The following is a 25,927-nucleotide window of genomic DNA, read 5'->3' as shown; positions in this document are numbered from 1 at the left end:
CCTACATTTTGGCAAAACCATATTTAAGTCTGATGAATTTAAATCAAAGTTTAAGGCTTAAGATTTTGTTTGCTGATTTAACTGTTGATATAACGCTGCGATCATATCAGCACGGCTAATCATTCCCACCAACCGTTTTTGCTCAACGACTGGAATATAATTAAAAGATCTTTCCACAAAATACGGCACCAAATCTTCAATCGGTTGATCTGGCTGCACGGTCACCACTTTGGGATTCATAATTTGATAAACGTGATTTTCCCAACTGGCTTTGGGGTCTGCGGCACGTTTAAACCATTCCACTACATCATATAAAGCCAAATTTCCCACCAAGCGATCCAGATCACTCACCACTGGCAAACTCATCAAATTGACTTGTTTAAACTTTTCCAATGCTGACTGAATATCATCTTCTGCACGCAAGCTAATCACTTGCTGGCTCATGAGATCACGACAATGAAACTGGCTTAGACCACGACGACTAGCTAACTGCTGTGCTTCTAAAATGATTTTTTGTAGGTCGTATTCACTGATATCGAGTAACTGACTTTGCTGTTCTAAGACTTGCTGAATATCCGCAGGTTGAATCGACACTTTTTGTGTCGGTGTTGGATCTGTCGTCCGTGTATTAACTTGTGCTTTTTGTGGATACTGCTTACCTAGTAATCGGTTATAAATAATAGCAACCACCATCAGCAGTACCGAATTTAAAAGCACTGGATAGAAGAGAAAGGCGTAGCCTAAATCATGGACAGCCTCTCCGCCCAATACCGCGGTAATCGCTACTGCCCCACTCGGTGGATGCAATGAGTCCGTGGTCATCATTAAGATAATCGCTAATGCAACTGCGATACTAAAAGCTTCGGTTAAATTAGGAATATACATCGCACAAGTCACGCCAATCAAAGCCGCAAGACTATTACCGACCACCATATTCCACGGCTGTGCCAAAGGACTAGCAGGTACAGCAAAGAGCAGCACAGACGATGCGCCCATCGGGGCGATATACCATGCATTTAAGTCACCTAGCGCTAACCAACTAATCAGCGAAGATATACTCAAGCCAAGCAAAGCACCTACCCCACATAGGATGCGATCTTTTAATGGTAAAACTTTAAAGTTGGGTTTAAGTGTATTAAGCCAAGCTGATTTTGCGTGAAACACGATATGCCTGATTGATTATTCGAACAGATGGGCGATTATAAAACGAAGTCTCTTATAAGATGTATTTATTTTATACCTTTATCTTATAAAATTTTCTACTGAACAATATCTAATCCAAATTAAAGCCGAAAGAACTGAATAATGCTCACGAGTCAATCACCTGCTCATCTATCTTATTTCATTAACGTTTTACAACAAAACCTAGACAGGCTAGCTGTTTAAAATTCCCTATAGTCAAAAGACCTATAAAAATATTTGAAAAAAGGATGTTCTGAATGAATAAAAATATCTTCGCAATGTGTGCCCTCTGTATGCTTGGCTTGGGTTTATCGGCCTGCTCCAAAGAACCTCAACAAGCCAATCCGCCAGCCAATGATAATACACCTCAAGAAATGGCCCCAGCTGAAACTGCAAAAAATGGGGATGATCTTATTCGAGAACCAGCACCACAAGTTGAAGCACCAGCGCCTCAACCCACTTTAGCTGAAATCCCCATGAGTAAAGGCACTTTAGGTTTACAAAGCGTCAAGGTGATTGGAAAAATTTTAACTGTAAAAGTGATAGCTCAACCTAACCCTGCCCCAAATGGAAACACTGAATTTATGAGCACATCCATCAATTTGGAACAAACCAATTATATTGATGATGACACAGCCAAAAAAGTAGGACTGCTGCAAGATGATGCTGGCATTTGGATGGCAGCACCTTTAAATGCAACAAATAAAGCTATCCAAAAAGCCAGTTATGAACCTATTTTACTCACCTTTAAATTCCCTGCGCCGCCTGAAAGCACCAAGACCATTAGCATCAATTTAGGTAATGCAGGTTCTTTTGACGGCATACCGGTTGAACGCTAATGAGAACATTACTGTATAGCGCAAGTTTGAGCTTATTGATTGCAGGATGTGTAGATTCCAAAACTGATCCACCGCAGACTGAACAGAACGTCGCAGAAATAGACAACACTCAGACTGTGCCAGAACAGCAGCCGAAGCCATCTGAACCAAGTCAACCTCAGGCAGAAGCCAGTAATTTATCGGCTGTCGGTTCAGATTTAAGTGCCAATCATAATGAATTTAATATTCAGGTGAATTTAAGTTCGGATGTGCTGTTTGATTTTGGCAAAGCCAATTTAAAACCCGAAGCTGAACCTGAGTTACAGCAAGCAGCCCAGACCTTAAAAAGCAAAGGTAAAGGCATTATTGCCATTGTCGGCCATACCGATAATATTGGTTCAGATGCCGCCAACCAAAAACTGTCGTTACAACGGGCTGAAGCGGTGCGTGATTATTTTAAAGCCCAAGGTATTGATTTAAATTATCAAATCAGCGGGATGGGAGAAAGTCAGCCGCTTAAACCGAATACCCTATCTAATGGTGAGGACAATCCTGAAGGTCGTCAGAAAAATCGACGGGTTGAAATTGTAATTAATAAAACCAAAAGCTTATCTGAGTCATAAAGCCTTGATAAAAATGAGTCTAAACGACTCATTTTTTATTTTACGACTAAATTTTTAGTGGTGAATTTTGATTCTTTTTTTGAGAATATCTCTAAACGATAGACGCGCCAAAGTCATATAGCAAACGTTCATTGAGCGGCGATATTTTTTATTCGATTTTCGTATGCTGTACCAAGCCACCTAAGTTGCAAAAGACGTTATAAAAGACCGATTACCCTGTTGGTTATTTGGGATTTTTTTGAAAATTACAGGCTGAATTTTCTTAAAAGATATTGATTTTATCTATCAAATTTAATCGATTACGCATCCGATACTTAATACATAGCATGAGCTGCCTTGCACCTCAGTCACTTCATGCCGATACAAATCTGGTCTAAATAATTTAACTCTTGGTAAATCAATGATGCTTCGCTCACATATAAATTCACCACCTGCTTTCGATTTTTTAATCACGATATTCAACCTAAAATGCTGCCCATATTGTACAGAGTCTTGACGTGGTGGAATCATTGAACCCACAGGAAAACGAAGAAAATAGGCATCACATTTAAGTCCTAAATGGTTTTGTAATAACAACATTTTATCTGAACCCGAATGCTGTCTTCCTTTTTTCAATGCAACCATTTAAAACCCATAAGTCTTTGAATAATTTTATTATTCCTAAATTTTATTGTATTTTTATAGCATGATCATCGTTAACAACAGTATCACTGATGAAGCTTTCTTATTGCTACCATTCTTACCAATAAATACTCAGCTTCATTTAAAACCCGCAGTGCCTTTATTCTATCTGGCATTAAAAGCCCACTTGTTCACGCGAAACCTTTGCCACACACCCCCAAAATCCTTATAATTGAGCACAATTTTTATCTAATTTTAAGTGGATGACCATGAGTCGCGCCATATCGCATATTGATACCTTCCAAGGCTTAATTCTTGCCTTACAAAACTACTGGGCTGAACAAGGCTGTGTAATTCTTCAACCTTACGATATGGAAATGGGTGCGGGTACATTCCACACTGCAACTTTCCTACGTGCCTTAGGCCCTGAAACTTGGAACGCTGCTTATGTTCAGCCATCTCGCCGTCCGAAAGATGGCCGTTATGGTGAGAACCCAAACCGCCTACAACACTACTACCAGTTCCAAGTCGTGTTGAAACCAAACCCAGACAACATCCAACAGTTGTACTTAGATTCATTAAAAGCCATTGGTATTGATACCCTTGTTCACGACATTCGTTTCGTGGAAGATAACTGGGAATCTCCAACACTTGGCGCATGGGGCTTAGGTTGGGAAGTTTGGTTAAACGGTATGGAAGTAACTCAGTTCACTTACTTCCAACAAGTTGGTGGTGTCGAGTGCTACCCTGTGACAGGTGAAATCACTTACGGTCTAGAACGTCTAGCGATGTACCTCCAAGGTGTAGACTCTGTTTACGATTTGGTTTGGACTAAAGGTCAGTTTGGTACAGTGACCTATGGCGACGTGTTCCACCAAAACGAAGTTGAACAATCAACCTATAACTTCGAATATGCCAACGTTGAAAAAATGTTTGAACTCTTCGACTTCTATGAAGCGGAAGCGACTCGTTTAATGGAAGCGGAACTTCCACTTCCTGCTTATGAGCAAGTAATTAAAGCATCGCATAGCTTTAACTTGCTTGATGCACGTGGCGCAATTTCAGTAACTGAACGTCAACGTTATATTTTACGTGTCCGTACATTGGCTCGTGCTATTGCACAAAGCTATGTCGCTGCGCGTGCGAAGCTTGGCTTCCCGATGGCAGAACCTGCTTTACGTGACGAAGTCCTTGCTCAACTCAAAGCTCAAGTTGAAGCGGAAGCAAAAGTAGAATCTAAGGAGAGCAAATAATGTCTAAACATACAGTATTGTTCGAATTAGGCTGCGAAGAACTTCCACCCAAAAGCTTAAAAAAATTACGTGATGCGCTACATGCAGAAACGGTAAAAGGCTTAAAAGACGCAGGTCTAGCATTCGATTCAATCGAAGCATATGCAGCACCACGCCGCCTTGCACTTAAAATTGTGAATGTTGATGCAGCGCAAGCTGACACTCAAAAACGTTTTGATGGCCCTGCGAAACAAGCAGCATTTGATGCCGAAGGCAAACCGACTAAAGCACTTGAAGGCTTTATGCGCGGTCAAGGCATCACGGTTGATCAAGTATCAACTTTCCAAGCAGGTAAAGTTGAAAAAGTGTGCTACTTAAAAGATGTAAAAGGTCAAAGCCTTGATGTTTTACTTCCACAAATTTTACAAGCCGCTTTAGATAACCTACCTATTGCAAAACGCATGCGTTCTGCTGCAAGCCGTACTGAGTTTGTACGTCCTGTAAAATGGGTTGTGTTGTTGAAAGACAGTGATGTGATTGAAGCAACCATTCAGGATCACCAAGCAGGTAACGTGACTTATGGTCACCGTTTCCATGCTCCTGAAGCAATTACACTTGCAAATGCCGATGCTTATCTTGATGCCCTTCGTACTGCAAAAGTGATTGCTAACTTTGAAGAGCGCCAAGCCATCATCGACCAACAAGTCAAAGCTTTGGCTGATGAAGTGAATGCCATTGCGATTGTCCCTGCGGACTTACGTGACGAAGTAACAGCATTGGTTGAATGGCCTGTTGCGCTGCGTGCAAGCTTTGAAGAACGCTTCCTTGCAGTGCCTCAAGAAGCACTCATCACGACTATGCAGGACAACCAAAAGTATTTCTGCTTAGTGAATAGCGACAATAAACTTCAACCTTACTTCATTACCGTGTCAAACATTGAGTCGAAAGATCCGTCTCAAATTATTGAAGGGAATGAAAAAGTTGTACGTCCGCGTTTGTCAGATGCTGAATTCTTCTTCCTGCAAGATCAAAAGCAGCCGCTTGCGTCTCGTAAAGAGAAATTGGCAAACATGGTGTTCCAAGCAGAATTGGGTACGCTTTGGAACAAATCTGAACGTATTGCCAAGCTGGCTGTGGCGCTTGCGCCGATTACTGGCGCAAACCCAGCTGATGCTGAAAAAGCTGCCCTGCTGGCAAAATGCGATTTAACATCTGAATTGGTGGGTGAATTCCCAGAGCTTCAAGGGATTGCGGGTACATACTACGCGCGTATTGAAGGCGAAAATGACGAAGTTGCTGAAGCGCTAGGCGAACAGTATTTACCTAAATTCGCTGGCGATGTTTTACCTCAAACTAAAACAGGTACAACCATTGCCCTTGCGGACCGTTTAGATACGCTGACTGGTATTTTCGGTATCGGTCAAGCGCCGACAGGTTCGAAGGATCCGTTTGCACTGCGCCGTTCTGCGATTGGTATTTTGCGTTTAGTGACTGAAAACAATCTTGATGTTTCGATTGAAGAACTGATCAAGCTTGCTTTGGCTGCATATGGCGATGTATTAAAAGACCATGACAAGACTTTGGCGGATGCTGTTGCATTCCTTGAAGGCCGCTACCGTGCGAAATACGAAGACCAAGGTGTTGCGGTTGACGTGATTCAAGCGGTTCAAGCGCTTTCTCCAAAATCTCCTTTAGATTTTGATAAGCGTGTAAATGCAGTAAATCACTTCCGTGACTTGCCTGAAGCGGCTGCGTTAGCCGCTGCCAATAAGCGTGTAGCTAACATTCTTGCGAAAGAAGCTGCGCCTGAAGGCGCTGTGATTGAAGCAAACTTGGTTGAAGATGCTGAAAAAGCATTGTTCGCTGAACTTGCTGAAGTGACTCCTGTGGTTGAGCCATTATTTGCTGCCAAAGACTACACGGCTGCATTGTCTGCGCTTGCTGCGCTGCGTGCGCCAGTCGATGCATTCTTTGACGGTGTGATGGTGATGGCAGATGATGCTAACCTAAAAGCGAACCGTTTACGTATGCTTGCACAGCTTCGTGACTTGTTCACGAAAGTGGCTGATATTTCAGTGTTACAGCACTAATATGACAATCTATAGCGATTCTCCAATTGCTCTAGCAATTTTCGAGCTCTTCTCAGAGCTCGAAAATTGGATCCTAGAAAACCATTCTGATTTACCTCATGGTGCAGTCAAAGCATTTATTTTTGGTGGATGTGCTTTTCATATTCACACTAATGCTCGAGGTAGTAATGATATTGATGCACACATAGAAGCTATCAAAGAGTTAAAGAAAGATGAAATTTATTTATTCCTAGAAGGAAATGATATCGAATATTTAGATAACCATAATCTTGAAACCAATTTAGAATTTGACCGCGGATTCAATACTAGCTTAGCTTCTATTGATCCTGACTACGATGAACGTATAATTCCTCTCGTAACAGAACATGTGGTTGAGGTTTACTTAGTTTCTGGTCTAGACCTAGCCGTTTCCAAGTTAGCTCGTCTATCTGATCGCGATATAGAAGATATTAAAGAGCTATTTCTTAGAAATAAATTCACTCTTGAAGAATTTGAAAAATCAGCGAATAATGCTATGGATTACTATGCAACTCCGCAACAGTTAGAATCCAACATCAGATACATGATTTCGATCTTGTCAGAACTCAGAGATTAATTGTATGGATCAAGTAGAATTTGAAAATGCTTTGAAAAAACTATTAAAGCAGCCCCTAACCTCTGCCACATTTGAGGAGGTTCGACCTGTGGCTGAAGCATTACTGTATTCAGAATTTCTACCGTCCGTTACATTACATCTAAATAGACTAGAGAAACGCCGTCTTGTTTTCTTACTAGAAAAATTTAGACGCTATTCTTGTTCCAGCGTATCTAGAAGACAACAACTCAAATCCTTTTCGCAATCAATGAATGTTCAGCATACTTATAGAGTTCATGATGTCAGAACATTAGTTGATCCTTTAGCTAAAAAATATGGATTAAATGAGGATTTAAATCATCTAAAACCCCAATTGCTCAGCTTACAAACACGACATTATTCTCACGTTTAAACAATCAATCAAAACCCTTTAAATAAAAATTACTCACTTAAGATTTGAAAATACAAAAACCTTTAGAGCAGTAAGCACAAAACAAGCTCAATATAAAAACAAAGAACCTCTCTCCGTCATCGAATACATCATGATTGCTATGCTCCCGCCAATCATAGCTGAATTTTTAATATTTTCAGGAGCTGAGCGCAACTTTTGATTTTATTTTTCTACCTATACAATCATCATTCTGGCATTACTATACATCCAATATAAAAAACAAAATCAGATAGATCTACCGATCCGTAAAATCGAATAGCATGAATATCTTAGACTAGAACCTTAAGCCTATAGCCAATAATTCACCAATTCCCTATACTCAAAGACAACAACACTCAACAAGAATGAAACTTATGAAATTGAAAGCATTCCTTTTGACTGGTCTTGCGGGTCTAACACTTTCTGCATGTACATCTGCACCAACGATTCCACAACTTGAAACAGGTGTATTACAAGAAGTTCAAAACATTGATGTCTACCCAGATACCACGGATAACAAAGCAAAACTGACTAAATTTGTAGATAAATGCGTGATTGAATTTACAGGCAATTTAGAAGAAGCAAAATCGGTTGAACAATGGTCATTTAAAGGCTTAACCCTCATTTCAGGTGGTACAGCAACCTTTGCTAAAGATGGTACAAGTTCAGCGCACAATTTTGATTTAAATGCAGCGGATGTACAAAAGAACTTCCTTGCATTACGCGGTCATTTTGCAAAAGATGCACTTACACAATGTGAATAAATAATAAAAACCATATCTCCAAAATGGAGGTATGGTTCATTTTTCCTTGAATCTTGAACAATAATTCGTTCAAACCCATAATTTTTAATCATGAAAATCGTAACTAGCATCACACCACAGCAACGTGCAAAACACATATAAGCCACTGTATTTTCATAAAATTACAATAATGCATTAACTTAACCATATTTCCACACTTCAAACTTCCGCGTATCTGAGCTGTTATTGCATGGTGTGACTTATCGCACAAAACCACTTTTTGCTTTTTTTTACTCTTAAGATGTCCTCTGCTCCAAAAGCGCAAATGCTGAGTGCAACAGCAGCGTTCAATAAAAGAGGACAATTGCAAAGATGAAACCTTTATTTAAAACAACACTGATCACCGCAGCATTATTCGCAAGCACCCCACTATTTGCGAACACCGCAGTAGAAACCAATGCGAAAGTTGAAACACAGCAACCGTCTGTACTGCAAAATCTAAAACAAGACATTAATCAGTCTGCGCATACAGCGGGTGACAAAATTGAAAAAGGCGTCGATAAGACCAAAACATTCACCCAAGAAAAATGGCAAGACACCAAAGAATTCAGTGCTGACAAAAAGCAAGATGTAAAAAATAAATGGGCTGACCTAAAACAGTCAAAAGATGAAAAATCAGATGCAGCGAAAGCCAAAATCGATGCCAAGGCTGAGCAAAACAAAGCCAAGCTTGATGAGCGTAAAGCACAGCTCGATGAAAAAGCTGCAAAAGACAAAGCAAAACTTGATGAACGTAAAAACAATGTCGACAACAAAGTTGATCAAACCAAGAGCTATTTAGGTGAAAAAGCTCAGAAAGGTCGCCAATTTGCCAGTGAAAAATGGCAACAAACCAAAGCGAATTTCCAAAAAGGTCAAGAAGCCAATGTGAGTGGCAGTAGCAATGTACAGTTGCAAACGCCTGTCGCACAAGCTGAAGTCCATAGCTCACATGAAGCCAGCTTAGGTGCTCACAAATAAATAAACTGGCTTTCATACCCTCTCCTCCAGAGAGTAGGCTCACCCTTCAGTGGGCCTTTTTTTTACCCTAGGCAAAATACAAACGTGTACAAAGCTGTCATTTGCTGTATTGATTTTGCTACGGCAGGTTTTTTTCGCTGCAATTTTTCCTATAATGCGTTAAAACCGTTCATCAGATAGAAAATCTATAAAATTCAGAGGTGAAGCTGTGAAAATTTCATTAAAAGCAACGTTATGCCTAAGCTTAATATTCACGACACCCATGCTTTGGGCACAAGAAAACACAGCAGCGCAAAGTACTGAGCAACAAGCGAAAAAACCTGTGAGCCCTTATGGCGATAATCCAAATTTATTGCATGTGTGGGCCTATAAAGCCCAAGAAGGCGTGGTCGGTGCTGCTAAAAATATTGGCGAAATGACTGAACGTGGAATTTCTAAAATTAAGCCTTCGGTTGACCAAGCTTGGGACAATACGAAAACAGCTACTCAAAATACAGTACAACAGGTTGATCAGGGCGCACAGCAAGCCACCCAAAACGTCAATGAAAAATTGAAACAAACCCGTGAAAATATCACAGGCAAAACCAGCCAACCTGCGCCCATTAGCCAACAGTCGTTGAGTGAACCGTCTTCAGGCAATACGATCAATACGGCTCCAAACAACAATGCGGGGCAAAATAACAATCAATATCCACAAAGTAGTTATCCATCGAGTTCGACCTCTACGACGTATCCAGTGACTGATTTATAATTTAACAGCACATTTATAAGCTCAACTTTGGTTGGGCTTTTTTAAAACCAAAATTGAATGCTTTTGGTCTTTGGCCTATGCCTATAAAAACAATGAATTAATGAGAAAAAAATGCGAATTTTATTTGGTATCTTACTTGGTATTCTGCTCTGTGTTGGCTCTGTGATTGGCTTACAACGTTTTCCACAATTGTTGAAAAGTTATCCACAGTTGCAGACTATTTTCCCCCAATTGTACGATTCATACCAATATAACCATGATGCCGAAGGTAAATTATTACAAACCTTAGAAATGCTAGATGACGAAGAATACAAATCGACTGAAGGCAATGAAGCAACACTGTATCAACTCGATGGTCAATGCAAAATTAATCTTTATGTTTTTGGTGAATCCAATCAATCCCTAACAAGTTTCTATTTTCACAATGATCAGATTTTACGTGCCTATGAGACAAATTTGATCTACCCAAATGGTGGCTTTAATCCTGTACCCAATACCAAAGAGCCTTTTAAACTCGAAAAAAGTTATTTACGAATCATGATGCCAAACAGTATCAAGACTGAACTTGAATTTGGGCGGATCAAAAATCATTTCAATGCTAAATTTTTGAAAAAATGCTGAAATTTAACTATTAAATTAAACATTAATGCATTAAGCAGTAGGCTTGAGATATCGCCTACGTACAAACGATGCTGTACAGATTTGAATAAGCATCAACAGGCAAAATGAATAGTCAACCCAGACTGATAAATGATCAATATGAGCAACCTCTCCAAAGACGGAAAAATAGACCTGTCCCACAATAATAGGCACCACAACAAGCCATAGCCCCCAGTACCAATAGCGATTTAAAAAATCAATAAGCGCCAAGACGAAATGCACAATAAAAAATACCGAAACCAGCGCAACTTTTAAGGTCGGCATGAATTTATGAACTTCAAAATCAGGGTTCTGCAATAAATAATTTTCACCGATATTTAGTACATAACTGTACCATGCCCAAGAGATGCATGCGGTAAAGAGAATCAGCATGCAAAATAATCTTAAACTTTTTTTATTGGCAAGATCGACCTGCATAGACATCCCTATTTATATGGAGCTTTGTTCAAAAATAATGTTCCTGAAACTCGATTTTAATTGACCTGTCGAATGACTATCCCCGCTTTAAAGGCTTCTACATTTTCTACCAATTGCTGCACAATGCGTTGTCGCGCATCGACGCTTCCCCATGCACTATGTGGGGTAATAATTAAATTTGGAATACTTGGGTCGAGCAGCACATTGCCCTGCTTGGGTGGCTCAACCGTCAAGACATCGGTTGCTGCGCCTGCGATCGTTCCTGATTTTAATGCCTCGGCTAATGCAGTTTCATTGACAACACCACCTCGTGCGCAATTGATCACAAAGGCCGATGCTTTCATTTGAGCCAAGCTTTCATAATCGAGTAAATCACGGGTTTCCTCTGTTAAAGGACAATGCAAACTGAGAAAATCGACCTGCGCTAGCATCTCAGAAAAGGCCACTCGCTCAGCCACCATAGGTCGATTCGGTAGCGCACCAATCATAATTTTCATGCCAAAAGCTTTAGCCAAATGTGCCACGGCTTGCCCCAATTCGCCATAGCCGACAATCCCCAAAGTCTTACCGGCCAACTCAATAATTGGAAAATCCAGTAAGCAGAACTGATCCGCTTTTTGCCAATTTCCTTGTTGAACCGCCCGATCATACTGTCGAAATGATGTCGCCAAGTTCAACATTAACATCAAGGTATGCTGTGCGACCGCAGCGGTGCCATAAGCTTGGCAATTACACACCACGATGCCTTGTTGCTGTGCTTGTACAAGGTCAACGTTATTGGTGCCAGTGGCAGAAATTAAGATCAGTTTTAATTGCGGATTGAGCTGCATGTACTCAGCATTGATGTGTACTTTATTGCTGATAATCACATCAGCCCCTTGTATGCGCTGGGCAACCTCTGCAGCCGCTGTTGCGGGATAGAGCATCAATTCATCAAACTGTGCTTCTAGTCCGCTAAAATCTAAGTCTTGTTTATCTAGAGACTGATAATCTAGAAATACCGCTTTCATGGCTGCTTCCCTTCTGGCCGATTATAAAGATTCGATTGTGAATGATTAAAACCTGTGATGCACCAAAGTGCAATCGAATAGCATATAAAAAAACCCGCTATTTCGCGGGTTTATCGAGATGATGTTGCAGTGAATTTCGAATTTTGAGTATGACATAAATGGTCAGTATCGTAAGTAACAACATACTGCTGCTAAAAACCAGTATGCTTGAACTAACCCCCTGTGCATAGGCTGAACCCATGGTCAGCACTAAGATGAATAATACAGCAAGCATCTGCGTTGAATGCATACTGATACCCCTCATATTCCTTATGATGTTTTGGGCAGTATGATTGTTTTTTATACTGCCTTTCTCTCATCATAATCTCTTCCTACAAATTAGCAAGCTTTGGATTTTCAACTAAATATCGAGCTTAAATTTGTTCGGGTTGCACCACGAACTGACAAGATGCATCGGCATTTTCCACAAAGAAGATTTGACCAAATTCATCACTACTCAAACGCAGTTCTTTATAGTTCAGCGTGTAATAGCCCACATATTTCTGCATTAAAATCGGATGCATACCTGTCGCCAATTCATCTTGAGCTAAGACCAGTTTCATTACCTGACGGTCATTCATCACCACCATGTAACGCTCATCTTGGACTTGTACGTATACCAGGCCTGTGCCCTTCGGCTGCAAAGGAATCAAAAACTTGTGATTCAGCGCAATCACACCGGCTGCATAGCTTTCAATTTTTTGGCTAATCACGTTAAACACTAAACCATGATCAAACTGGTCGAGTAACAGGCTACGATTTTCCTGAGGTAAAAAGGTCGTGATTCCCAACTTTTGCAGATCTTGCTCACTGACTTGTTTGTTATTAAACAATACCCGTAATAAGGTCTGTTTTTGTTTGGCATCAAAAAATTGTGGATCAAGCTGAAACGAATTGCTTTTTAAAATTTCACCCAAGGCATCTCGATGGCGAGTCAGTAAATTTTCGATAACTTTTCGATAATAAAATTTGCTGTTTTTCTTAACCCGACGCATTTTTTGATAAAAATACGGCGCATCAAAAGGATGTCTCAAGAAATCATTTAACAGTTCAGAACTCGCCAACACTGCAATGGCATCATGCCCTGTAAACGGCAGATGTAACACATGCACATGCGGAATTAAAGCCTGTAGTTTTTCAAAGTGAGCGCGATCTTCTGGACAATAAGGATCATACACCACGATATATTCACGTGTAGTCGATACGTCTTCAGCAAGCACCCGCATATTGGCATGCAGATTAGGTTGAAAGAACATGCCATAGCGTGTATCGACAATGTCTTCAGGGTCTATGGAGTACTGCGGCACCATACTGACCACACGATGGAATCCAAATAAATTGGCATACTTAATGGCAGCATAGCCACCCATGGAACCACCATAGGCAATTCGCAGCTCAAATTGTTCGAGGATCGGCTTGATGGCTTGATACATCGGCTGCATTGACGATGCTGGAAACCACGATTTTTGTTTCGGCATCACACCGATCACATTAAAATCATATTTTTGCAAAGACTTCTCTGCATTGATGCTCAAGCCCTTGGCGCGGGTAATCAAATCACCGAAGGAGAAAATAAGCTCACGAGAACTGCCAGGCTGAAAAATGACACGAATTTGATCATCTTCAAAAATGATGTGCTTTTCCATTGTGCTTTGCTCCAGTCCTTGTTGCGTCACGCTTTTCCTTCCTTGTTGCATTCAAAGTTTATCTTGTTCCGAATATGCTATTTTATAGAGGCCATACAGATTAAAAAGTGCAGAATATGACACATTCAATACATCCTGCCGCACAACAAGGCTTTAGCTCTGCAGCTGAACTCTATCAACAAGCCCGTCCTGACTACCCGATTGAAATCAGTGCGTGGCTACAACAACATTTAGCTTTAGCCCCTCAAGCCCATCTGGTGGACTTAGGCTCAGGTACAGGCAAATTTCTCGAGTATATTCGCCCACTCAGTGAAAATATCACCGCGATCGAACCTGTGCATGAAATGCTGCAACAATTGCAGAAAAAACATCCGCATATTGCAACTTTAGCCGCCCAAAGTGATCAGATTCCACTGCATGATCATTCTGTGGCAGCGGTATTTTGTGCCCAATCTTTTCATTGGTTTGCCACCCCTGAAACCCTCAATGAAATCAGTCGTATCTTAGTTCCCAATGGGGATCTTGTATTGATTTGGAACCAACGTGATATTCAAGTCAATTGGGTCAAACAACTCGCTGATGTCTTGAGTGAACTCGAAGGTGACACACCACGTTATCATAGTGGGCAATGGCAAAAAGTGTTTGAACAGCAGCAAACATTTAAATTAATTGCCGAAACGACCTTTCAACAATTGCATCATGGTACAGTGGAACACGTGGTTTCCAAACGATTATTGTCCACCAGTTTTATTGCAGCGTTAAGCACGGATGAACAACAAAAACTGAAACAACAATTTGAAAATATCGTGGCTGAATCAACCCAAAAGACTGCACAGGATTTCATTGATTTTCCGTATATCACGCATGTCTATATCTTTAGAAAAACACATTAGGACACGATTATGCTCATGCCAATCTCTTTTAAAAAATTCAGTGTCGTCTTCTTCATGGGTACGGTGCTAGGACTCACTGCATGTGAAAAATCATCTAAAACGGTGGAACAAAATAGTGAAATCAGTTCCGACGATCAAATCATGAAAGAGCTAAATAGTGATCCTATTAAAAACTTTGCCAAGACCCCAGATGATCTACACGACTTAACGCTACTGACGCAATATGACGAGAGCTTTAGTCAAATTAGCGATGAGATGGAAGATGAGCTGATGAAACTGCGTGAGGAAGGCAAACTCACTGATGAATTTGCTACACAGCGTAAGCGTGACAACATCCAGTCAGCACTGAATATGCTCAAAGAACTCGAAATGAAAACTGAACAAGGCCGTTACATTCGAGGCTTGATGTACCAGTACTGGGACAATCAATCACAAATTTATCGTGAGAAAAATCAAACAGCCGATGGTGAGTTGAAAAATCCTAGTGATAGTGTCAAAGGTCTCGGTCAGTTTATTCATGCTCAAGAACAATTGGGACATTGGCAAGAACAATATCCTGAACTACAAAAAACTCGACAACCCTAATCATCCACCCTGTTGCAATCTATGCACCCAAATTCAACATGGATGAATGAGAAGGTAACACGAGCTAAAAGACACAAAATAAACTCAACATCAAGGGCACATCCATGCCCTTGATGTTATTGCTCAATCTTGATTTTCGCTATGGTCGTTCAGCATATTGTGGTAAATCATCATGAATACTGTCCCATTCTGCTTTTGAGCTGACGAATATATGGCAGACTGGTACTTGCTGTATGGGTGTATCCAGTGTTCCTATACGTAAGCGATAGTAATCCGGGGTATCGGTTTTAATACTCATAATTGGTGAACCACATTCCCCACAAAAACAACGCTGTGTGGTTGGTGAAGATTGAAACTTTTTCAATACCTGTTCACCCGACACAATTTTGAAATCTGCTTTGGCTATTGGAGCATTGGTCGCAAATGCCGTACCATTGGCTTTTCTGCACCGAGAACAATGACATTGCACGATCTCACCGATCGGACCATTAATTTCATAGCAGACCGCTCCACACAAGCAGCTTCCGGTATATTGTTATTGTACGCGCATAGTGGTCTTTCTTAGAAGAATTTCATCTCAAAATATCACAACTCCTCAGCAAGATTGTGACAATTTGAAGCGCTTAGCTCTGCAAAGAAACCAGATAGTTTTGAACACCTTCACCCGCTGCTCGACCGGTTGCAAGGCATGCTGTTAGCAAATAGCCTCCTGTAGGTGCATCCCAATCCAACATTTCACCGCAAGCAAATACTGCAGGATTGCTCTTCAATTGTAAGCCATCATTAAGGACTGAACGCTTCACACCACCTGCGCAGCTAATCGCCTCATCTATCGGGCGAAATCCATCAAGGTGAATATCTAAATGTTTAATTTTCGCTGCTAGTAAGGCCGGCTCATGCCACAAAGATTTATCCACCAGTTCACGGACCAGCGCAGCTTTCGCCGAATCTAAACCGGCTTTACGCCAAACATTGGTTAAAGACTGCTTCTTCGAAGGCTGTAGTTTCTTTGCCAATTGCTCAACACTTTGATCTGGCAATAAGTCCAAAGTCAGCTGCATGGGCTTAGCAGATTTCACCTGTTGACGCAGTGCTCGACCTTGTTTGTAGATCAATCCACTTTCCAGTCCATAGTGTGAAATGATGATATCGCCTTGGGTCGGCTCGGCTTGCTCGACCCATGCATTGACCCGCTTTAAAGGCTGTCCAAACACGGGCTGCATAAACTTCGACCAAACGCGTTCCACACCGGCATTACTGGCCTGAAAAGCTTCAATACACTCAGGCTGCAGCCATTTTTGCCATGCGCCATCACTGCCTAAACGTGACCAAGACACAGCCCCACATGCCATAATAATCGCATCAAAGCCAAACGCTTGGCTTGATCCATCAACAAGGTTTTGAATCGTTAGCTGATTAGAGCGTAAATCCAAAACTTGATGTCGATAATGAAACTGCACCCCGTCTAAACTGAGGCGTTTTAACCAGGCACGAAGCAAAGGCGCAGCTTTCATTTCAATAGGAAAGACCCGACCAGATGAACCTATATAGGTTTCAATGCCCAGCCCCATCATCCATTGTTGAATCCATGCTGCATCCCACTGCTTAACCCATGGACTCAGCCATTCCACTTGATCATAGCGCTGTACAAATTGCTCAACGGGTTCTGCATGCGAAATATTCAGCCCCGTCTTGCCCGCCATTAGAAATTTACGGGCTGCCGATGGTTTTTGCTCATAAACATGAATGTCATAGTCAAATTGGCTAAGCACTTCCGCTGCCATCAATCCCGCAGGACCTGCCCCAATGATTGCAATACGCTGAGTCATGCCCGATTATTCCGCAGATGCTTCGGTGGGTTGAATACCTTGTAGCGGCTGAAAATCATCAAAACGTGTGGTGTAATCTACAGGCTTGGTAATGATTAGCTGCTGACAGAGTTCACCACGTTCTAGATATTTAATCTCAAAGTGTGTACGTGCTGAAGTCTCTGCAATGCGTTCTTTAACAAAAGGTAGCTTCCAAACATCGATTAACTGTTGCTGCGCTTCCTCAATGTATTCAGGAATATTACTCGCCAAGGTAATCTGACCACCCGGCTGCAAACGTGACAATAGAAATTCAAAAAACGGCATATTTAACCAGCGCTGTGCAGGATTATGCGGTTCAGGGTTTGGATACAAAATAAAGAATTGCTGTACTTGCGCAGGATGTAAGGCATGTACTACCCAAGGTAATGCATCAGCATGAATTGGAGTTAAATTGCTTTGCCCTTCAAGTTGATGCTGCTTTTGCATTGCCACAAATTTTTCACGTGTACGCTCAACAGCAATCAATTGAAATTCAGGGTGATTGGCTGAAAACAATAATGCATGTTTACCTTTACCAGCCCCAATTTCCACACAAATCGGTGTGGAATCAATCGGCTGAAAATCACGGGGAGCTCGCATACGCTGCGCTTGAAATTGACGAATAGGCATAAACAGATCAAACTAAACAGAACGGCATAAGTCTAACAACTGCGACTGTATTTGCCTAATTGAATCATCCGTTTTTGCTGGAGTTAAGCATGCCCACCACCATGAATTGTCCACGCTGCGGCGCATTGACGACTTGGGAAAATAATGAATATCGCCCGTTTTGCTCAGATCGTTGTAAATTGATTGATCTCGGTGCATGGGCCAATGATGAATATCGTCTGCCGACACAAGATGCACCTCAGGCCGATGGTGGCCGTGAAGAAGACCAATTCTAAGGACTCAAGTGCATAAACCTATTATTTAGGTAAATAAAAAAAGGAATCCGTGTGGATTCCTTTTTTTGTTAATTTAAGTTTCTCAATCTTGTTGCTTAACCCGCTTTACTAGCAACGAAAGGGTTATGTTGTTTTTCATAACCAATGGTACTCATTGGACCATGCCCTGAAATAAACTGGGTGTCATCTGGCAAGCTAAAACATTCACGCTGAATGGAGTCGAGTAATTGTTGATGGTTACCGCGTGGAAAATCTGTCCGGCCTATCGAGCCTTTAAATAACACATCCCCCGTCCAAAGCACGGCATATTTTGCGTTATAGAACATGACATGACCTGGTGTATGCCCCGGTGCAAAACGAACTTCAAACTCTTCTGCACCCAGCTTCAAGGTTTCGCCGCCTTCCAACCATTGGGTCACATGGACATTTTCAGGGATCGGGAAACCGTATTTCGCAGAAACCTCCTGAATCATGTCCAACCAAAACGCATCTTCTTTATGCGGGCCAATCACTGGAACATTCCAAGCTTGGGTTAATGCCCCAACCGCACCTGCATGGTCTAAATGGCCATGCGTTAACCACAAGGCTTTGACCGTTAAACCGAGCGCTTCAACTTCGGCTTTTAATTTTTCAGGCTCTCCCCCTGCATCAATCAAGACCGCTTCTTTCGACTCAGAGTCCCAAACAATGGAACAGTTTTGTTGAAATGCCGTAACGGGCACGATTTTAACTTGCAACATAGGGCGAAAACCTCAAGGCGATGAATGGGCTAATGTTTGCTTTAAGGCATCAAGATTAGCTTGAAGTAATAAATTGAGCAATGCGACATGATCATCCCGCGCGTTTAATGCAGGAATATAACCATATTCACCACCGCCTGCAGCTTGGAAAATTTCAGCATTTTGCAGCGCCAACTCTTCTAGCGTTTCCAAACAATCCGCTGAAAATGCAGGGCTCATAACCTGTACCGATTTCACGCCTTGTTTGCCCCATGCGTCCAAAGTGGCATCAGTATAAGGTTTCACCCATTCTTGCTTACCAAAGCGCGATTGGAAACTGATTTCATATTGATCTTCAGTTAAACCAAGCGCTTGCGCGACTAAATGTCCTGTTACACGGCAACGGTCAGCATAGGGATCACCCTTGTCTGCATAAGGCTGTGGAATGCCATGAAAAGACATCAATAACTTATCCGCGACCCCATGCTCCGCTTGATAATCACGCACACTTTGCGCTAAAGCTTGAATAAATAGCGGGTGCTGATAGTAATCACGAATAATACTCAAGCCCGGCAAATTGCGTTGCTGCGGAATCCATTGTGCGATCGCATCATATAGCGGTGCAGTCGATGTTGCTGAATATTGTGGAAATAGCGGAAACAGGACGATGTGGTCTTGTGGCTGCTGCGCCAATTGATCTAAAGCTGCATGAATGCCTGGGTTGCCATAGGTCATGGCAGGAATCACCTTCAGTTCAAACTCTGGATACGCTTGAGTTAAATGTGCTTTTACAGCGTCAACTTGCGCCAACAATATTTCACGCATAGGCGAATCATTGCCCCAAACCATTTCATAGGCATGCGCCACACGCTTTGGTCGAAATGGCAAAATGAACAAACGCAAAATCAATTGCCAAATCGGTTTTGGAATTTCAATGACACGCTGATCAGATAAAAACTGTTGCAGAAAACGACGCACTGCGGGTACAGTTGGCGCATCAGGCGTACCTAGATTTGCCAGAATAATGGTGACTTTAGCTTTTTCGGCAGGCAACATTACGCTTATTCCATCAATTTGAATGACGCTAATGTAGCAGCTTTTTATCTATTTAATAAAATAGATTAATATGCAGATTTAAATTGAAAAACTCGATCATTATCTAGCAAATTACTTTCTAGTAATTTTTGACCTTTACTTGTCACTTGCCACAACATCCGCTGACGGTCATCTCGGCCATTGGGCACAATCCAGTCATTCTGCCGCATCTGGCTTTTAATGCTGTGTAAAGCACGAATATTCACTTGTGCCCGCGCAACCGCATGTGCACGTGGCATCTCAATACGTGCATCATCCAAACCTGTTTCATTCAAAAACTCATTCATTCGTTTAGAGAAGAATTCTTCAGGGGTTGGATTAACAAAGGTTGCGCCTAAAATCGACAAGAGCTGCGCCCACGTCATTTTCTTCTGTACTTTTAATTCTTTGAAATTACCATCTTGATAAGCGTGCATGCGGTATTCAAATGAAAATAGTTCATGCATCGACACTTTTGGTAAAGATAGGAATGGATCAACTTCGCGTTTTCCCGACTCTGTTTCGAGTTGAACTAACTGGGCTTTTAAACGATCAATTTCATCATGTAAAGCTTGGGTATTTTGCGGACGAACCCAACCTGAAACAGGATAGCGCTCTAGCATTTGCGGCATGTTCAATCGCACTGCCATTTCTAAATCACGCAAGGTTCGATAGCTAAAGACTTGATCCACTTCATTTTGCAATAGCTTACGAAAGTCTTTGAATTTTTCACGTAGCTCAGGCTTTTCATCATGCAAAGAAAGATCACGTGAATTTGGATCTTCATGCATAAACACAATGACCGGCTTTTGTTTCGTCACTGCATAAATATATTCAAGGTGCATATAACCCACACCTGAAACAGACTGCTCGCCATACTGACTACCCAGTAAGATCACCACATAATCACAGTCATCAATTTGACGACGCGCAAAAGCCGTACTTAATGGTGTGCGCTGTTCCAACCCCCAAGAGAAAAAACCCATCCCTACAAGAGTCTGTGCCAATATGATCCGTTCTGGCTGCATTTCACTGCCAGATGTGGAAATGAATACTTGATAACGCTTATCGAGCATTAGAGATCCTCTTCCCGTTGCACGCTATATCCAGCACTCAAAAAAGTGGTTGCTGAAACATACAGCATGACTACCCCAAATAGATTTAAATTGTTTTATCTAAAATCGTTCAATCACAATGATTAAAATTCTAAACTTGCCGCCTGAATATTGCAGATTTTCCAAGTGATTTGATCATCTTGAATTAAGCGTGCTACCACAGGTGTTAAGTTTTCCGCATTATTTCCACTGACATAACATTCGATACGCAGTGAATCTTGGCGGTTATGCTCAAATAATAACTCATTTTTAATCAAAATTTGGGCTGTTTGTCGTGCAACCGCAAATCCTGAGTCAATTAATGTCAGCTTCTGACCAAAAATATACTGAATTGCCGATTTTAGGAAGGGGTAATGTGTACATCCAAGCACTAAAAAATCTGCACCTTGATTTACAACTGGCTGTAAAACCTCAGTTAATGTGTTAAGACAAGCCTCACTCATCTGTGCACCTGCTTCTACAAAGGGTACTAATTCCAAACTGGTAACAGTCAGAACATTGACCCCTGCAGGTTCAGCAAATCGCTGCATGACATCTTTGATTAATTTACCCCGAAAAGTCGCAGGCGTTGCGAGAACAGCCACGGTTTTACTTTTGGTCTGTAATACCGCAGGTTTTAAGGCCGGAACCAAGCCAATAATTGGAAAGTTCTCACCGTAGTGTTCACGCAAATAATCCAAACTAAATGCCGATGCCGTATTGCATGCCACCACCGCGACTTTACACCCCTGACGGTATAACCACTCAATCGCATGTGCAGTCAATTCACGGATGTCCTGATCTTGACGCGGGCCATAAGGGACATGTGCCGTATCTGCAAAATAAACAATCCGTTCATTCGGTAAATAACGTGCAATTTCCAACGCAACAGACAAACCACCAATACCTGAGTCAAATACCCCAATAGGCGCATCAGCAGTCGCTTTTGGCATGGGTACATTTAAGGGGTAAATGGGATGAATGGCGGTCATAGGGTCACTTATATATTGTTCAGAATGACAAGGTGGAAAGCTTAAACCTCAGGTGCCTAATTGCAAGCGCAAATCACCACTTTGTAACACTAAAATGGATTCACCTTTTTCATTTTCAAGCAGTTCACCCATCTCAACCAAATGAAAGAATGCAGCACGCTGGATCAGTGCATTAATTCCAAAACGCACATGTACATAGGGGCGCAATTCACCTTGATATTCACGCATAAAAATAGGATGTTCATCATCCACAACAATCACGTCTTGTGTTGTGGTCGTAAACTGGATATAGCGCTTGTTTTCTAGCTCAAGCGTATCGACTTGATTAACAAATAAAGGCTCATCTTCTACCTGTATTTCAATCTGCTCGACTGGGGTCTTTAAATAGAACTTGCTGTCTTCTTTCCATAGTACTGTCGAGAACAAGTCAATAAGCGCTTGGCGTTTGATCAATTGACCATCGTGCCACCATTCTCCATTGGCTAAAACCTTCAGATCCATTGCACCACAATGCTTTGGATGCCATTGATCTAATGGGGGGATTGACCTTTTGTGACCGGACTGTCCATCTTTTAAGTATTGTGCAATGTTCATTAAATTTCTATCATCCCTATTAATGAATTTTTTCGTCGGGTTTTCGTTCAATTGCTGCTTCATCCGCCTAATAAATACCTTAGTGACGGAAAAATAATATGATTCAGCCAATTGGCTAGAACTCGGTTTAAAACTATACTAGCCCACAATATCAAAGACACGATAGAAAAATTGTGTCTGGGCATTAAGAACACTCATGGCAGCACCATTTAAATGAATTGAATGGATGCCACCTTCCGAAATATGAGGAGTCCTACATGGAACACATCGAACGTGAATCGATGGAGTTTGACGTAGTTATCGTCGGTGCAGGTCCTGCCGGCCTATCTGCTGCGATTAAAATTCGTCAACTTGCAATTGAAAATAACCTAAACGATCTGTCCGTTTGTGTCGTGGAAAAGGGCTCCGAAGTAGGTGCGCATATTCTATCGGGTGCTGTGCTTGAACCCCGCGCGATGAATGAATTGTTCCCAGATTGGAAAGAACAAGGCGCACCGTTAAATGTGCCTGTGACTGAAGATAAAACCTTCTTCTTATTGTCTGATGAAAAATCACAAGAAGCACCGCATTGGATGGTACCAAAAACCATGCATAACGATGGTAACTATGTTATTTCGTTAGGTAACGTGGTTCGTTGGTTGGGTGCTAAAGCTGAAGAATTAGAAGTGTCTATTTTCCCAGGCTTTGCAGCATCTGAAATTCTTTACCATGAAGACGGGACTGTGAAAGGTATTCAGACTGGCGACATGGGTATTGGTAAAGATGGCGAACCAACGCATAACTTTACTCCTGGCTATGAACTTCATGCCAAATACACATTATTTGCTGAAGGCTGTCGTGGTCACTTAGGTAAACGTCTGATTGCTCAGTTCAACTTAGATAAAGATGCTGATCCGCAACATTACGGTATTGGTATTAAAGAACTTTGGGAAATCGATCCTGCTAAACACAAGCCAGGTTTGGTGATGCACGGTGCAGGTTGGCCTTTAAATGAAACAGGTTCTTCAGGCGGTTGGTGGCTATACCACGCTGAGAACAACCAAGTGACTTTGGGCATGATCGTTGACTTGTCATACACCAATCCACACATGTATCCATTTATGGAAATGCAGCGTTGGAAAACACATCCACTGATCAAGCAATATCTTGAGGGTGGTAAGCGTATTTCTTATGGCGCACGTGCGGTTGTAAAAGGTGGCTTCAACTCACTACCTAAATTCACTTTCCCAGGTGGTAGCTTAATTGGTGATGACGCAGGTTTCCTAAACTTTGCGAAAATCAAAGGCTCTCATACAGCAATGAAATCAGGCATGCTGTGCGGTGAAGCTGTATTTGAAGCGATTGCTGCGGGTGTGGAAAAAGGTGGTGACCTTGCCATTGCACGTGTGACTGAAGGTGAAGACTTCTTCGCTAAAGAGTTAACTACGTACACAGACAAGTTTAACAACAGTTGGTTGAAAGAAGAGTTATATAACTCTCGTAACTTCGGCCCTGCTATGCATAAGTTTGGTCAATGGATGGGTGGTGCGTTCAACTTTGTTGATCAAAACATCTTTAAAGTGCCGTTCACGCTGCATGACTTACAGCCCGACTTCAGCGCTTTAAAAGCTGTCGATGCTGCGAACTTCAAACCGAATTATCCAAAACCAGATGGTAAAATTACATTTGACCGTTTGTCTTCAGTATTCGTATCAAATACGGTACATGAAGAGAACCAACCTGCTCACTTGAAATTGACAGATGCTTCTATTCCTGTAAATGTGAACTTACCAAAATGGGATGAGCCTGCTCAGCGCTACTGCCCTGCCGGTGTTTATGAAATTATGGAAGAGAATGACGGTTCTAAGCGTTTCCAAATTAACGCGGCAAACTGTGTGCACTGTAAGACGTGTGACATCAAAGATCCTTCTCAAAACATTACTTGGGTAACACCTGAGGGTGGTGGTGGTCCTAATTACCCTAACATGTAATCTCTTTTGAGATAAAAATAAACCCGCTTAATGCGGGTTTATTTATGTAGTATGAAAACTATTTATCATTAATCACTAAATCATACTTTTTATTAAATTTTAAAGAAGACCCACCAACACCAGCTCTATAATACCCTCTCAATTCAACATGATATTTACCTGTTTTTTTTTTGGTATCCCATAAATTTTTATTGTATTCTCATAAAAATATTCATCTTCACCGATCTTTGCAACCTTAATTCCAGAGTCATCTTTTAAATCAGTAACAACCACCACTTCACCTACCAAATTTACTTTTTCAATTTCAATCACCTGTTCATAGTATTTATTTAAAAAAGCCGGATTGAAATAATCAGGATTTATTTTTATCTCCGACATACAGCCAAAAAGATTAAGAAAAACAAAAAGTAAAAGATAATTTAAAAATAAGATTTAAATAGACTTCTTTCATAATTCATTTTTGCTCAGCTCTAAATTATAGATTCCCGCAATTAAATTGAATCTTAAGCCCAGTCTTTTTCCTCGATTACGATATCGCTCGGCAAGGATTTTGAAAGTTTTTAAACTACCAAATACATGCTCAACCCCAATTCTTCTTTTGTTGATTTCTTGATTATAGATTTTTAGTTCAGGATCCAATTTACAGCGCTTTTTTGCTTTTAATGGCAACAAGCTATTTGGATACATTGCATAAATCCCTTGATAGCCTTTATCTGCAAGGATAAAGGTACCTGCCGGAATCTGATGTAAGTTTCGTTTGAAGAGTTCGAAATCATGTACAGCACCACGATCAGTGCATAAACTCAGAATTTGCTGAGTTCTATAATGAATGATGGCCTGGACTTTGAAAGTATGTGCCTTCTTTTTGCCACTATAGCTTTTCTTCTGTTTTTTTAGGTCTTTGTATTGGAATTTCTGTGGCATCAACAATCACCACGTTCCAGTCGATGCCTTCGCCCTCAGGCAAATGCTTCGGTAAATTAAATAAATTGGACTTGATCAGGCAGTCCTCTACATGACGGACAATTCTTGAAGCAGTCGGCTCTGACACACCATAACTTGTTGCAACATGGAACAAGGTTCGGTATTCGCGCCAATAACTTAAGCACAGAAGGATTTGATCTTTTATGCTCAATTTAGTTGGTCTACCTTTAGCAGGAACATGCATTTTCAGTTGTTCAACCATTAAATCAAAGGTTGACCATGATATGCCGGTGTATCGCTTAAACTGTGTTTCAGAAAGCTTCTTTGAATCGATATATTTCATCCGCAGATTATGCATGAATATTTAAAATTCTTCGGTACAAATAATCAGCAAGAGACTGATCGTTTTTTGATTTATGAAAGAGGCTTAATATCAAAACTAAAAAAAATAATCAAATTCCAATTATATTC

Annotated in this window: 31 protein-coding genes; 14 read left to right on the top strand and 17 right to left on the bottom strand. The window is 41.3% G+C overall.

Annotated features, from left to right (window positions below):
* Nucleotides 1-57: 57 nt before the first annotated feature.
* Nucleotides 58-1,164 (bottom strand): HPP family protein, encoded by a 1,107-nt coding sequence (locus FTT85_RS00975; RefSeq protein ID WP_111885910.1) that lies wholly within the window; start codon nucleotides 1,162-1,164, stop codon nucleotides 58-60.
* 275 nt (nucleotides 1,165-1,439) lie between these two features.
* Here FTT85_RS00975 and FTT85_RS00970 point away from each other — a divergent pair, with 275 nt between their 5' ends.
* Together FTT85_RS00970 and FTT85_RS00965 are read left to right on the top strand one after the other, a co-directional pair.
* A complete protein-coding gene (locus tag FTT85_RS00970; protein ID WP_168377936.1) occupies nucleotides 1,440-2,021 on the top strand; it encodes a hypothetical protein in 582 nt (193 codons plus the stop codon).
* Nucleotides 2,021-2,623 carry an OmpA family protein gene (locus FTT85_RS00965; RefSeq protein WP_168377937.1) on the top strand — a complete coding sequence of 201 codons (603 nt, stop codon included), beginning with the start codon at nucleotides 2,021-2,023 and terminating at the stop codon, nucleotides 2,621-2,623. The genes FTT85_RS00970 and FTT85_RS00965 overlap by 1 nt, the downstream gene beginning before the upstream one ends.
* Nucleotides 2,624-2,914: 291 nt before the next feature.
* On the opposite strand, the gene FTT85_RS00960 is transcribed toward FTT85_RS00965, so the two are convergent.
* Entirely contained in the window at nucleotides 2,915-3,247 is a 333-nt protein-coding gene (locus FTT85_RS00960) for a 2OG-Fe(II) oxygenase (RefSeq protein WP_180007122.1), read from the bottom strand.
* A gap of 266 nt (nucleotides 3,248-3,513) precedes the next feature.
* Between FTT85_RS00960 and glyQ the strand changes: the two genes are divergently transcribed.
* From glyQ to FTT85_RS00920, 8 genes are all read left to right on the top strand, one after another.
* Entirely contained in the window at nucleotides 3,514-4,497 is a 984-nt protein-coding gene (glyQ, locus tag FTT85_RS00955; protein WP_067666981.1) for a glycine--tRNA ligase subunit alpha, read from the top strand.
* On the top strand, nucleotides 4,497-6,566 hold the full coding sequence (glyS, locus tag FTT85_RS00950; RefSeq protein ID WP_180182613.1) for a glycine--tRNA ligase subunit beta: 2,070 nt from the start codon (nucleotides 4,497-4,499) through the stop codon (nucleotides 6,564-6,566). The genes glyQ and glyS overlap by 1 nt, the downstream gene beginning before the upstream one ends.
* A gap of 1 nt (nucleotide 6,567) precedes the next feature.
* On the top strand, nucleotides 6,568-7,161 hold the full coding sequence (locus FTT85_RS00945; protein WP_180041344.1) for a DUF6036 family nucleotidyltransferase: 594 nt from the start codon (nucleotides 6,568-6,570) through the stop codon (nucleotides 7,159-7,161).
* 4 nt (nucleotides 7,162-7,165) lie between these two features.
* Nucleotides 7,166-7,552, top strand: coding sequence for a hypothetical protein (locus tag FTT85_RS00940; RefSeq protein ID WP_180041342.1), 387 nt, complete (start codon nucleotides 7,166-7,168; stop codon nucleotides 7,550-7,552).
* Nucleotides 7,553-7,944: 392 nt separating this feature from the next.
* Nucleotides 7,945-8,334: a hypothetical protein gene (locus FTT85_RS00935; protein WP_078189759.1), complete on the top strand. Its 390-nt coding sequence runs from the start codon at nucleotides 7,945-7,947 to the stop codon at nucleotides 8,332-8,334.
* 351 nt (nucleotides 8,335-8,685) lie between these two features.
* Nucleotides 8,686-9,333 (top strand): hypothetical protein, encoded by a 648-nt coding sequence (locus FTT85_RS00930; RefSeq protein WP_180182612.1) that lies wholly within the window; start codon nucleotides 8,686-8,688, stop codon nucleotides 9,331-9,333.
* A gap of 262 nt (nucleotides 9,334-9,595) precedes the next feature.
* The gene (locus FTT85_RS00925) at nucleotides 9,596-10,084 is read left to right on the top strand and encodes a hypothetical protein (protein ID WP_180041359.1); all 489 of its coding nucleotides are present in this window, start codon (nucleotides 9,596-9,598) and stop codon (nucleotides 10,082-10,084) included.
* A 111-nt stretch (nucleotides 10,085-10,195) separates the two neighbouring features.
* The gene (locus FTT85_RS00920; protein WP_180182611.1) at nucleotides 10,196-10,705 is read left to right on the top strand and encodes a hypothetical protein; all 510 of its coding nucleotides are present in this window, start codon (nucleotides 10,196-10,198) and stop codon (nucleotides 10,703-10,705) included.
* 30 nt (nucleotides 10,706-10,735) lie between these two features.
* Here the strand turns inward: FTT85_RS00920 and FTT85_RS00915 are convergent, their stop codons facing one another.
* From FTT85_RS00915 to FTT85_RS00900, 4 genes are all read right to left on the bottom strand, one after another.
* Nucleotides 10,736-11,161, bottom strand: coding sequence for a hypothetical protein (locus FTT85_RS00915; RefSeq protein ID WP_180182610.1), 426 nt, complete (start codon nucleotides 11,159-11,161; stop codon nucleotides 10,736-10,738).
* Nucleotides 11,162-11,217: 56 nt separating this feature from the next.
* Nucleotides 11,218-12,171: a 2-hydroxyacid dehydrogenase gene (locus tag FTT85_RS00910; RefSeq protein WP_180182609.1), complete on the bottom strand. Its 954-nt coding sequence runs from the start codon at nucleotides 12,169-12,171 to the stop codon at nucleotides 11,218-11,220.
* 97 nt (nucleotides 12,172-12,268) lie between these two features.
* The gene (locus FTT85_RS00905; protein WP_257227349.1) at nucleotides 12,269-12,460 is read right to left on the bottom strand and encodes a hypothetical protein; all 192 of its coding nucleotides are present in this window, start codon (nucleotides 12,458-12,460) and stop codon (nucleotides 12,269-12,271) included.
* A 124-nt stretch (nucleotides 12,461-12,584) separates the two neighbouring features.
* Nucleotides 12,585-13,856 carry an alpha/beta fold hydrolase gene (locus tag FTT85_RS00900; protein ID WP_180182636.1) on the bottom strand — a complete coding sequence of 424 codons (1,272 nt, stop codon included), beginning with the start codon at nucleotides 13,854-13,856 and terminating at the stop codon, nucleotides 12,585-12,587.
* Nucleotides 13,857-13,972: 116 nt separating this feature from the next.
* On the opposite strand from FTT85_RS00900, the gene FTT85_RS00895 reads away from it, so the two are divergent.
* Nucleotides 13,973-14,749: a class I SAM-dependent methyltransferase gene (locus tag FTT85_RS00895; RefSeq protein WP_180105938.1), complete on the top strand. Its 777-nt coding sequence runs from the start codon at nucleotides 13,973-13,975 to the stop codon at nucleotides 14,747-14,749.
* A gap of 15 nt (nucleotides 14,750-14,764) precedes the next feature.
* Complete coding sequence (locus FTT85_RS00890) at nucleotides 14,765-15,334, top strand: hypothetical protein (RefSeq protein WP_180182635.1); 570 nt, start codon at nucleotides 14,765-14,767, stop codon at nucleotides 15,332-15,334.
* 139 nt (nucleotides 15,335-15,473) lie between these two features.
* Here the strand turns inward: FTT85_RS00890 and FTT85_RS00885 are convergent, their stop codons facing one another.
* The 3 genes from FTT85_RS00885 to FTT85_RS00875 form a co-directional block, all read right to left on the bottom strand.
* Nucleotides 15,474-15,851, bottom strand: coding sequence for a GFA family protein (locus FTT85_RS00885; protein WP_180182608.1), 378 nt, complete (start codon nucleotides 15,849-15,851; stop codon nucleotides 15,474-15,476).
* 106 nt (nucleotides 15,852-15,957) lie between these two features.
* Nucleotides 15,958-17,163, bottom strand: a complete 1,206-nt coding sequence (locus tag FTT85_RS00880; RefSeq protein WP_180182607.1) for a TIGR03862 family flavoprotein — start codon at nucleotides 17,161-17,163, stop codon at nucleotides 15,958-15,960.
* 6 nt (nucleotides 17,164-17,169) lie between these two features.
* Entirely contained in the window at nucleotides 17,170-17,820 is a 651-nt protein-coding gene (locus tag FTT85_RS00875) for an SAM-dependent methyltransferase (RefSeq protein ID WP_180021202.1), read from the bottom strand.
* 83 nt (nucleotides 17,821-17,903) lie between these two features.
* Between FTT85_RS00875 and FTT85_RS00870 the strand changes: the two genes are divergently transcribed.
* On the top strand, nucleotides 17,904-18,089 hold the full coding sequence (locus FTT85_RS00870) for a DNA gyrase inhibitor YacG (protein ID WP_078189771.1): 186 nt from the start codon (nucleotides 17,904-17,906) through the stop codon (nucleotides 18,087-18,089).
* Nucleotides 18,090-18,184: 95 nt separating this feature from the next.
* On the opposite strand, the gene FTT85_RS00865 is transcribed toward FTT85_RS00870, so the two are convergent.
* The 5 genes from FTT85_RS00865 to FTT85_RS00845 form a co-directional block, all read right to left on the bottom strand.
* Nucleotides 18,185-18,829, bottom strand: a complete 645-nt coding sequence (locus tag FTT85_RS00865; protein WP_180089036.1) for an MBL fold metallo-hydrolase — start codon at nucleotides 18,827-18,829, stop codon at nucleotides 18,185-18,187.
* A gap of 12 nt (nucleotides 18,830-18,841) precedes the next feature.
* Nucleotides 18,842-19,864: a ferrochelatase gene (gene hemH / locus FTT85_RS00860; RefSeq protein WP_180089037.1), complete on the bottom strand. Its 1,023-nt coding sequence runs from the start codon at nucleotides 19,862-19,864 to the stop codon at nucleotides 18,842-18,844.
* A gap of 65 nt (nucleotides 19,865-19,929) precedes the next feature.
* On the bottom strand, nucleotides 19,930-20,958 hold the full coding sequence (locus FTT85_RS00855) for a DUF4062 domain-containing protein (protein ID WP_180113590.1): 1,029 nt from the start codon (nucleotides 20,956-20,958) through the stop codon (nucleotides 19,930-19,932).
* Nucleotides 20,959-21,080: 122 nt separating this feature from the next.
* Nucleotides 21,081-21,968 (bottom strand): glutamate racemase, encoded by an 888-nt coding sequence (gene murI / locus FTT85_RS00850; RefSeq protein WP_180182606.1) that lies wholly within the window; start codon nucleotides 21,966-21,968, stop codon nucleotides 21,081-21,083.
* 48 nt (nucleotides 21,969-22,016) lie between these two features.
* On the bottom strand, nucleotides 22,017-22,625 hold the full coding sequence (locus FTT85_RS00845; RefSeq protein ID WP_180163312.1) for a DUF1285 domain-containing protein: 609 nt from the start codon (nucleotides 22,623-22,625) through the stop codon (nucleotides 22,017-22,019).
* Nucleotides 22,626-22,819: 194 nt separating this feature from the next.
* Between FTT85_RS00845 and FTT85_RS00840 the strand changes: the two genes are divergently transcribed.
* Complete coding sequence (locus FTT85_RS00840) at nucleotides 22,820-24,532, top strand: electron transfer flavoprotein-ubiquinone oxidoreductase (protein ID WP_180182605.1); 1,713 nt, start codon at nucleotides 22,820-22,822, stop codon at nucleotides 24,530-24,532.
* Between the two features lie 138 nt (nucleotides 24,533-24,670).
* Here FTT85_RS00840 and FTT85_RS00835 read toward each other — a convergent pair whose 3' ends face one another.
* From FTT85_RS00835 to FTT85_RS00825, 3 genes are all read right to left on the bottom strand, one after another.
* A complete protein-coding gene (locus tag FTT85_RS00835; protein ID WP_180182604.1) occupies nucleotides 24,671-24,910 on the bottom strand; it encodes a hypothetical protein in 240 nt (79 codons plus the stop codon).
* Nucleotides 24,911-24,979: 69 nt separating this feature from the next.
* On the bottom strand, nucleotides 24,980-25,456 hold the full coding sequence (locus FTT85_RS18530) for a transposase family protein (protein WP_218955408.1): 477 nt from the start codon (nucleotides 25,454-25,456) through the stop codon (nucleotides 24,980-24,982).
* Nucleotides 25,404-25,799 (bottom strand): transposase family protein, encoded by a 396-nt coding sequence (locus tag FTT85_RS00825; RefSeq protein ID WP_180182603.1) that lies wholly within the window; start codon nucleotides 25,797-25,799, stop codon nucleotides 25,404-25,406. The genes FTT85_RS18530 and FTT85_RS00825 overlap by 53 nt, the downstream gene beginning before the upstream one ends.
* Nucleotides 25,800-25,927: the final 128 nt, after the last annotated feature.

Origin of the sequence: Acinetobacter sp. YH01020 (assembly GCF_013420275.1) — a bacterium.
GTDB lineage: Bacteria > Pseudomonadota > Gammaproteobacteria > Pseudomonadales > Moraxellaceae > Acinetobacter > Acinetobacter amyesii.
This window is presented reverse-complemented; position numbering and strand designations above follow the sequence as displayed.

What these genes read in the sequence shown, in the direction of transcription:
- FTT85_RS00970 (WP_168377936.1), top strand. Translation starts at nt 1,440, where the DNA reads ATGAATAAAAATATCTTCGCAATGTGTGCCCTCTGTATGCTTGGCTTG.
- FTT85_RS00965 (WP_168377937.1), top strand. Translation starts at nt 2,021, where the DNA reads ATGAGAACATTACTGTATAGCGCAAGTTTGAGCTTATTGATTGCAGGA.
- FTT85_RS00960 (WP_180007122.1), bottom strand. Translation starts at nt 3,247, where the DNA reads ATGGTTGCATTGAAAAAAGGAAGACAGCATTCGGGTTCAGATAAAATG.
- glyQ (WP_067666981.1), top strand. Translation starts at nt 3,514, where the DNA reads ATGAGTCGCGCCATATCGCATATTGATACCTTCCAAGGCTTAATTCTT.
- glyS (WP_180182613.1), top strand. Translation starts at nt 4,497, where the DNA reads ATGTCTAAACATACAGTATTGTTCGAATTAGGCTGCGAAGAACTTCCA.
- FTT85_RS00945 (WP_180041344.1), top strand. Translation starts at nt 6,568, where the DNA reads ATGACAATCTATAGCGATTCTCCAATTGCTCTAGCAATTTTCGAGCTC.
- FTT85_RS00940 (WP_180041342.1), top strand. Translation starts at nt 7,166, where the DNA reads ATGGATCAAGTAGAATTTGAAAATGCTTTGAAAAAACTATTAAAGCAG.
- FTT85_RS00935 (WP_078189759.1), top strand. Translation starts at nt 7,945, where the DNA reads ATGAAATTGAAAGCATTCCTTTTGACTGGTCTTGCGGGTCTAACACTT.
- FTT85_RS00930 (WP_180182612.1), top strand. Translation starts at nt 8,686, where the DNA reads ATGAAACCTTTATTTAAAACAACACTGATCACCGCAGCATTATTCGCA.
- FTT85_RS00925 (WP_180041359.1), top strand. Translation starts at nt 9,596, where the DNA reads ATGCTTTGGGCACAAGAAAACACAGCAGCGCAAAGTACTGAGCAACAA.
- FTT85_RS00920 (WP_180182611.1), top strand. Translation starts at nt 10,196, where the DNA reads ATGCGAATTTTATTTGGTATCTTACTTGGTATTCTGCTCTGTGTTGGC.
- FTT85_RS00915 (WP_180182610.1), bottom strand. Translation starts at nt 11,161, where the DNA reads ATGCAGGTCGATCTTGCCAATAAAAAAAGTTTAAGATTATTTTGCATG.
- FTT85_RS00910 (WP_180182609.1), bottom strand. Translation starts at nt 12,171, where the DNA reads ATGAAAGCGGTATTTCTAGATTATCAGTCTCTAGATAAACAAGACTTA.
- FTT85_RS00905 (WP_257227349.1), bottom strand. Translation starts at nt 12,460, where the DNA reads ATGCATTCAACGCAGATGCTTGCTGTATTATTCATCTTAGTGCTGACC.
- FTT85_RS00900 (WP_180182636.1), bottom strand. Translation starts at nt 13,856, where the DNA reads ATGGAAAAGCACATCATTTTTGAAGATGATCAAATTCGTGTCATTTTT.
- FTT85_RS00895 (WP_180105938.1), top strand. Translation starts at nt 13,973, where the DNA reads ATGACACATTCAATACATCCTGCCGCACAACAAGGCTTTAGCTCTGCA.
- FTT85_RS00890 (WP_180182635.1), top strand. Translation starts at nt 14,765, where the DNA reads ATGCCAATCTCTTTTAAAAAATTCAGTGTCGTCTTCTTCATGGGTACG.
- FTT85_RS00880 (WP_180182607.1), bottom strand. Translation starts at nt 17,163, where the DNA reads ATGACTCAGCGTATTGCAATCATTGGGGCAGGTCCTGCGGGATTGATG.
- FTT85_RS00870 (WP_078189771.1), top strand. Translation starts at nt 17,904, where the DNA reads ATGCCCACCACCATGAATTGTCCACGCTGCGGCGCATTGACGACTTGG.
- FTT85_RS00865 (WP_180089036.1), bottom strand. Translation starts at nt 18,829, where the DNA reads ATGTTGCAAGTTAAAATCGTGCCCGTTACGGCATTTCAACAAAACTGT.
- hemH (WP_180089037.1), bottom strand. Translation starts at nt 19,864, where the DNA reads ATGTTGCCTGCCGAAAAAGCTAAAGTCACCATTATTCTGGCAAATCTA.
- FTT85_RS00855 (WP_180113590.1), bottom strand. Translation starts at nt 20,958, where the DNA reads ATGCTCGATAAGCGTTATCAAGTATTCATTTCCACATCTGGCAGTGAA.
- murI (WP_180182606.1), bottom strand. Translation starts at nt 21,968, where the DNA reads ATGACCGCCATTCATCCCATTTACCCCTTAAATGTACCCATGCCAAAA.
- FTT85_RS00845 (WP_180163312.1), bottom strand. Translation starts at nt 22,625, where the DNA reads ATGAAGCAGCAATTGAACGAAAACCCGACGAAAAAATTCATTAATAGG.
- FTT85_RS00840 (WP_180182605.1), top strand. Translation starts at nt 22,820, where the DNA reads ATGGAACACATCGAACGTGAATCGATGGAGTTTGACGTAGTTATCGTC.
- FTT85_RS00835 (WP_180182604.1), bottom strand. Translation starts at nt 24,910, where the DNA reads ATGTCGGAGATAAAAATAAATCCTGATTATTTCAATCCGGCTTTTTTA.
- FTT85_RS18530 (WP_218955408.1), bottom strand. Translation starts at nt 25,456, where the DNA reads ATGCCACAGAAATTCCAATACAAAGACCTAAAAAAACAGAAGAAAAGC.
- FTT85_RS00825 (WP_180182603.1), bottom strand. Translation starts at nt 25,799, where the DNA reads ATGAAATATATCGATTCAAAGAAGCTTTCTGAAACACAGTTTAAGCGA.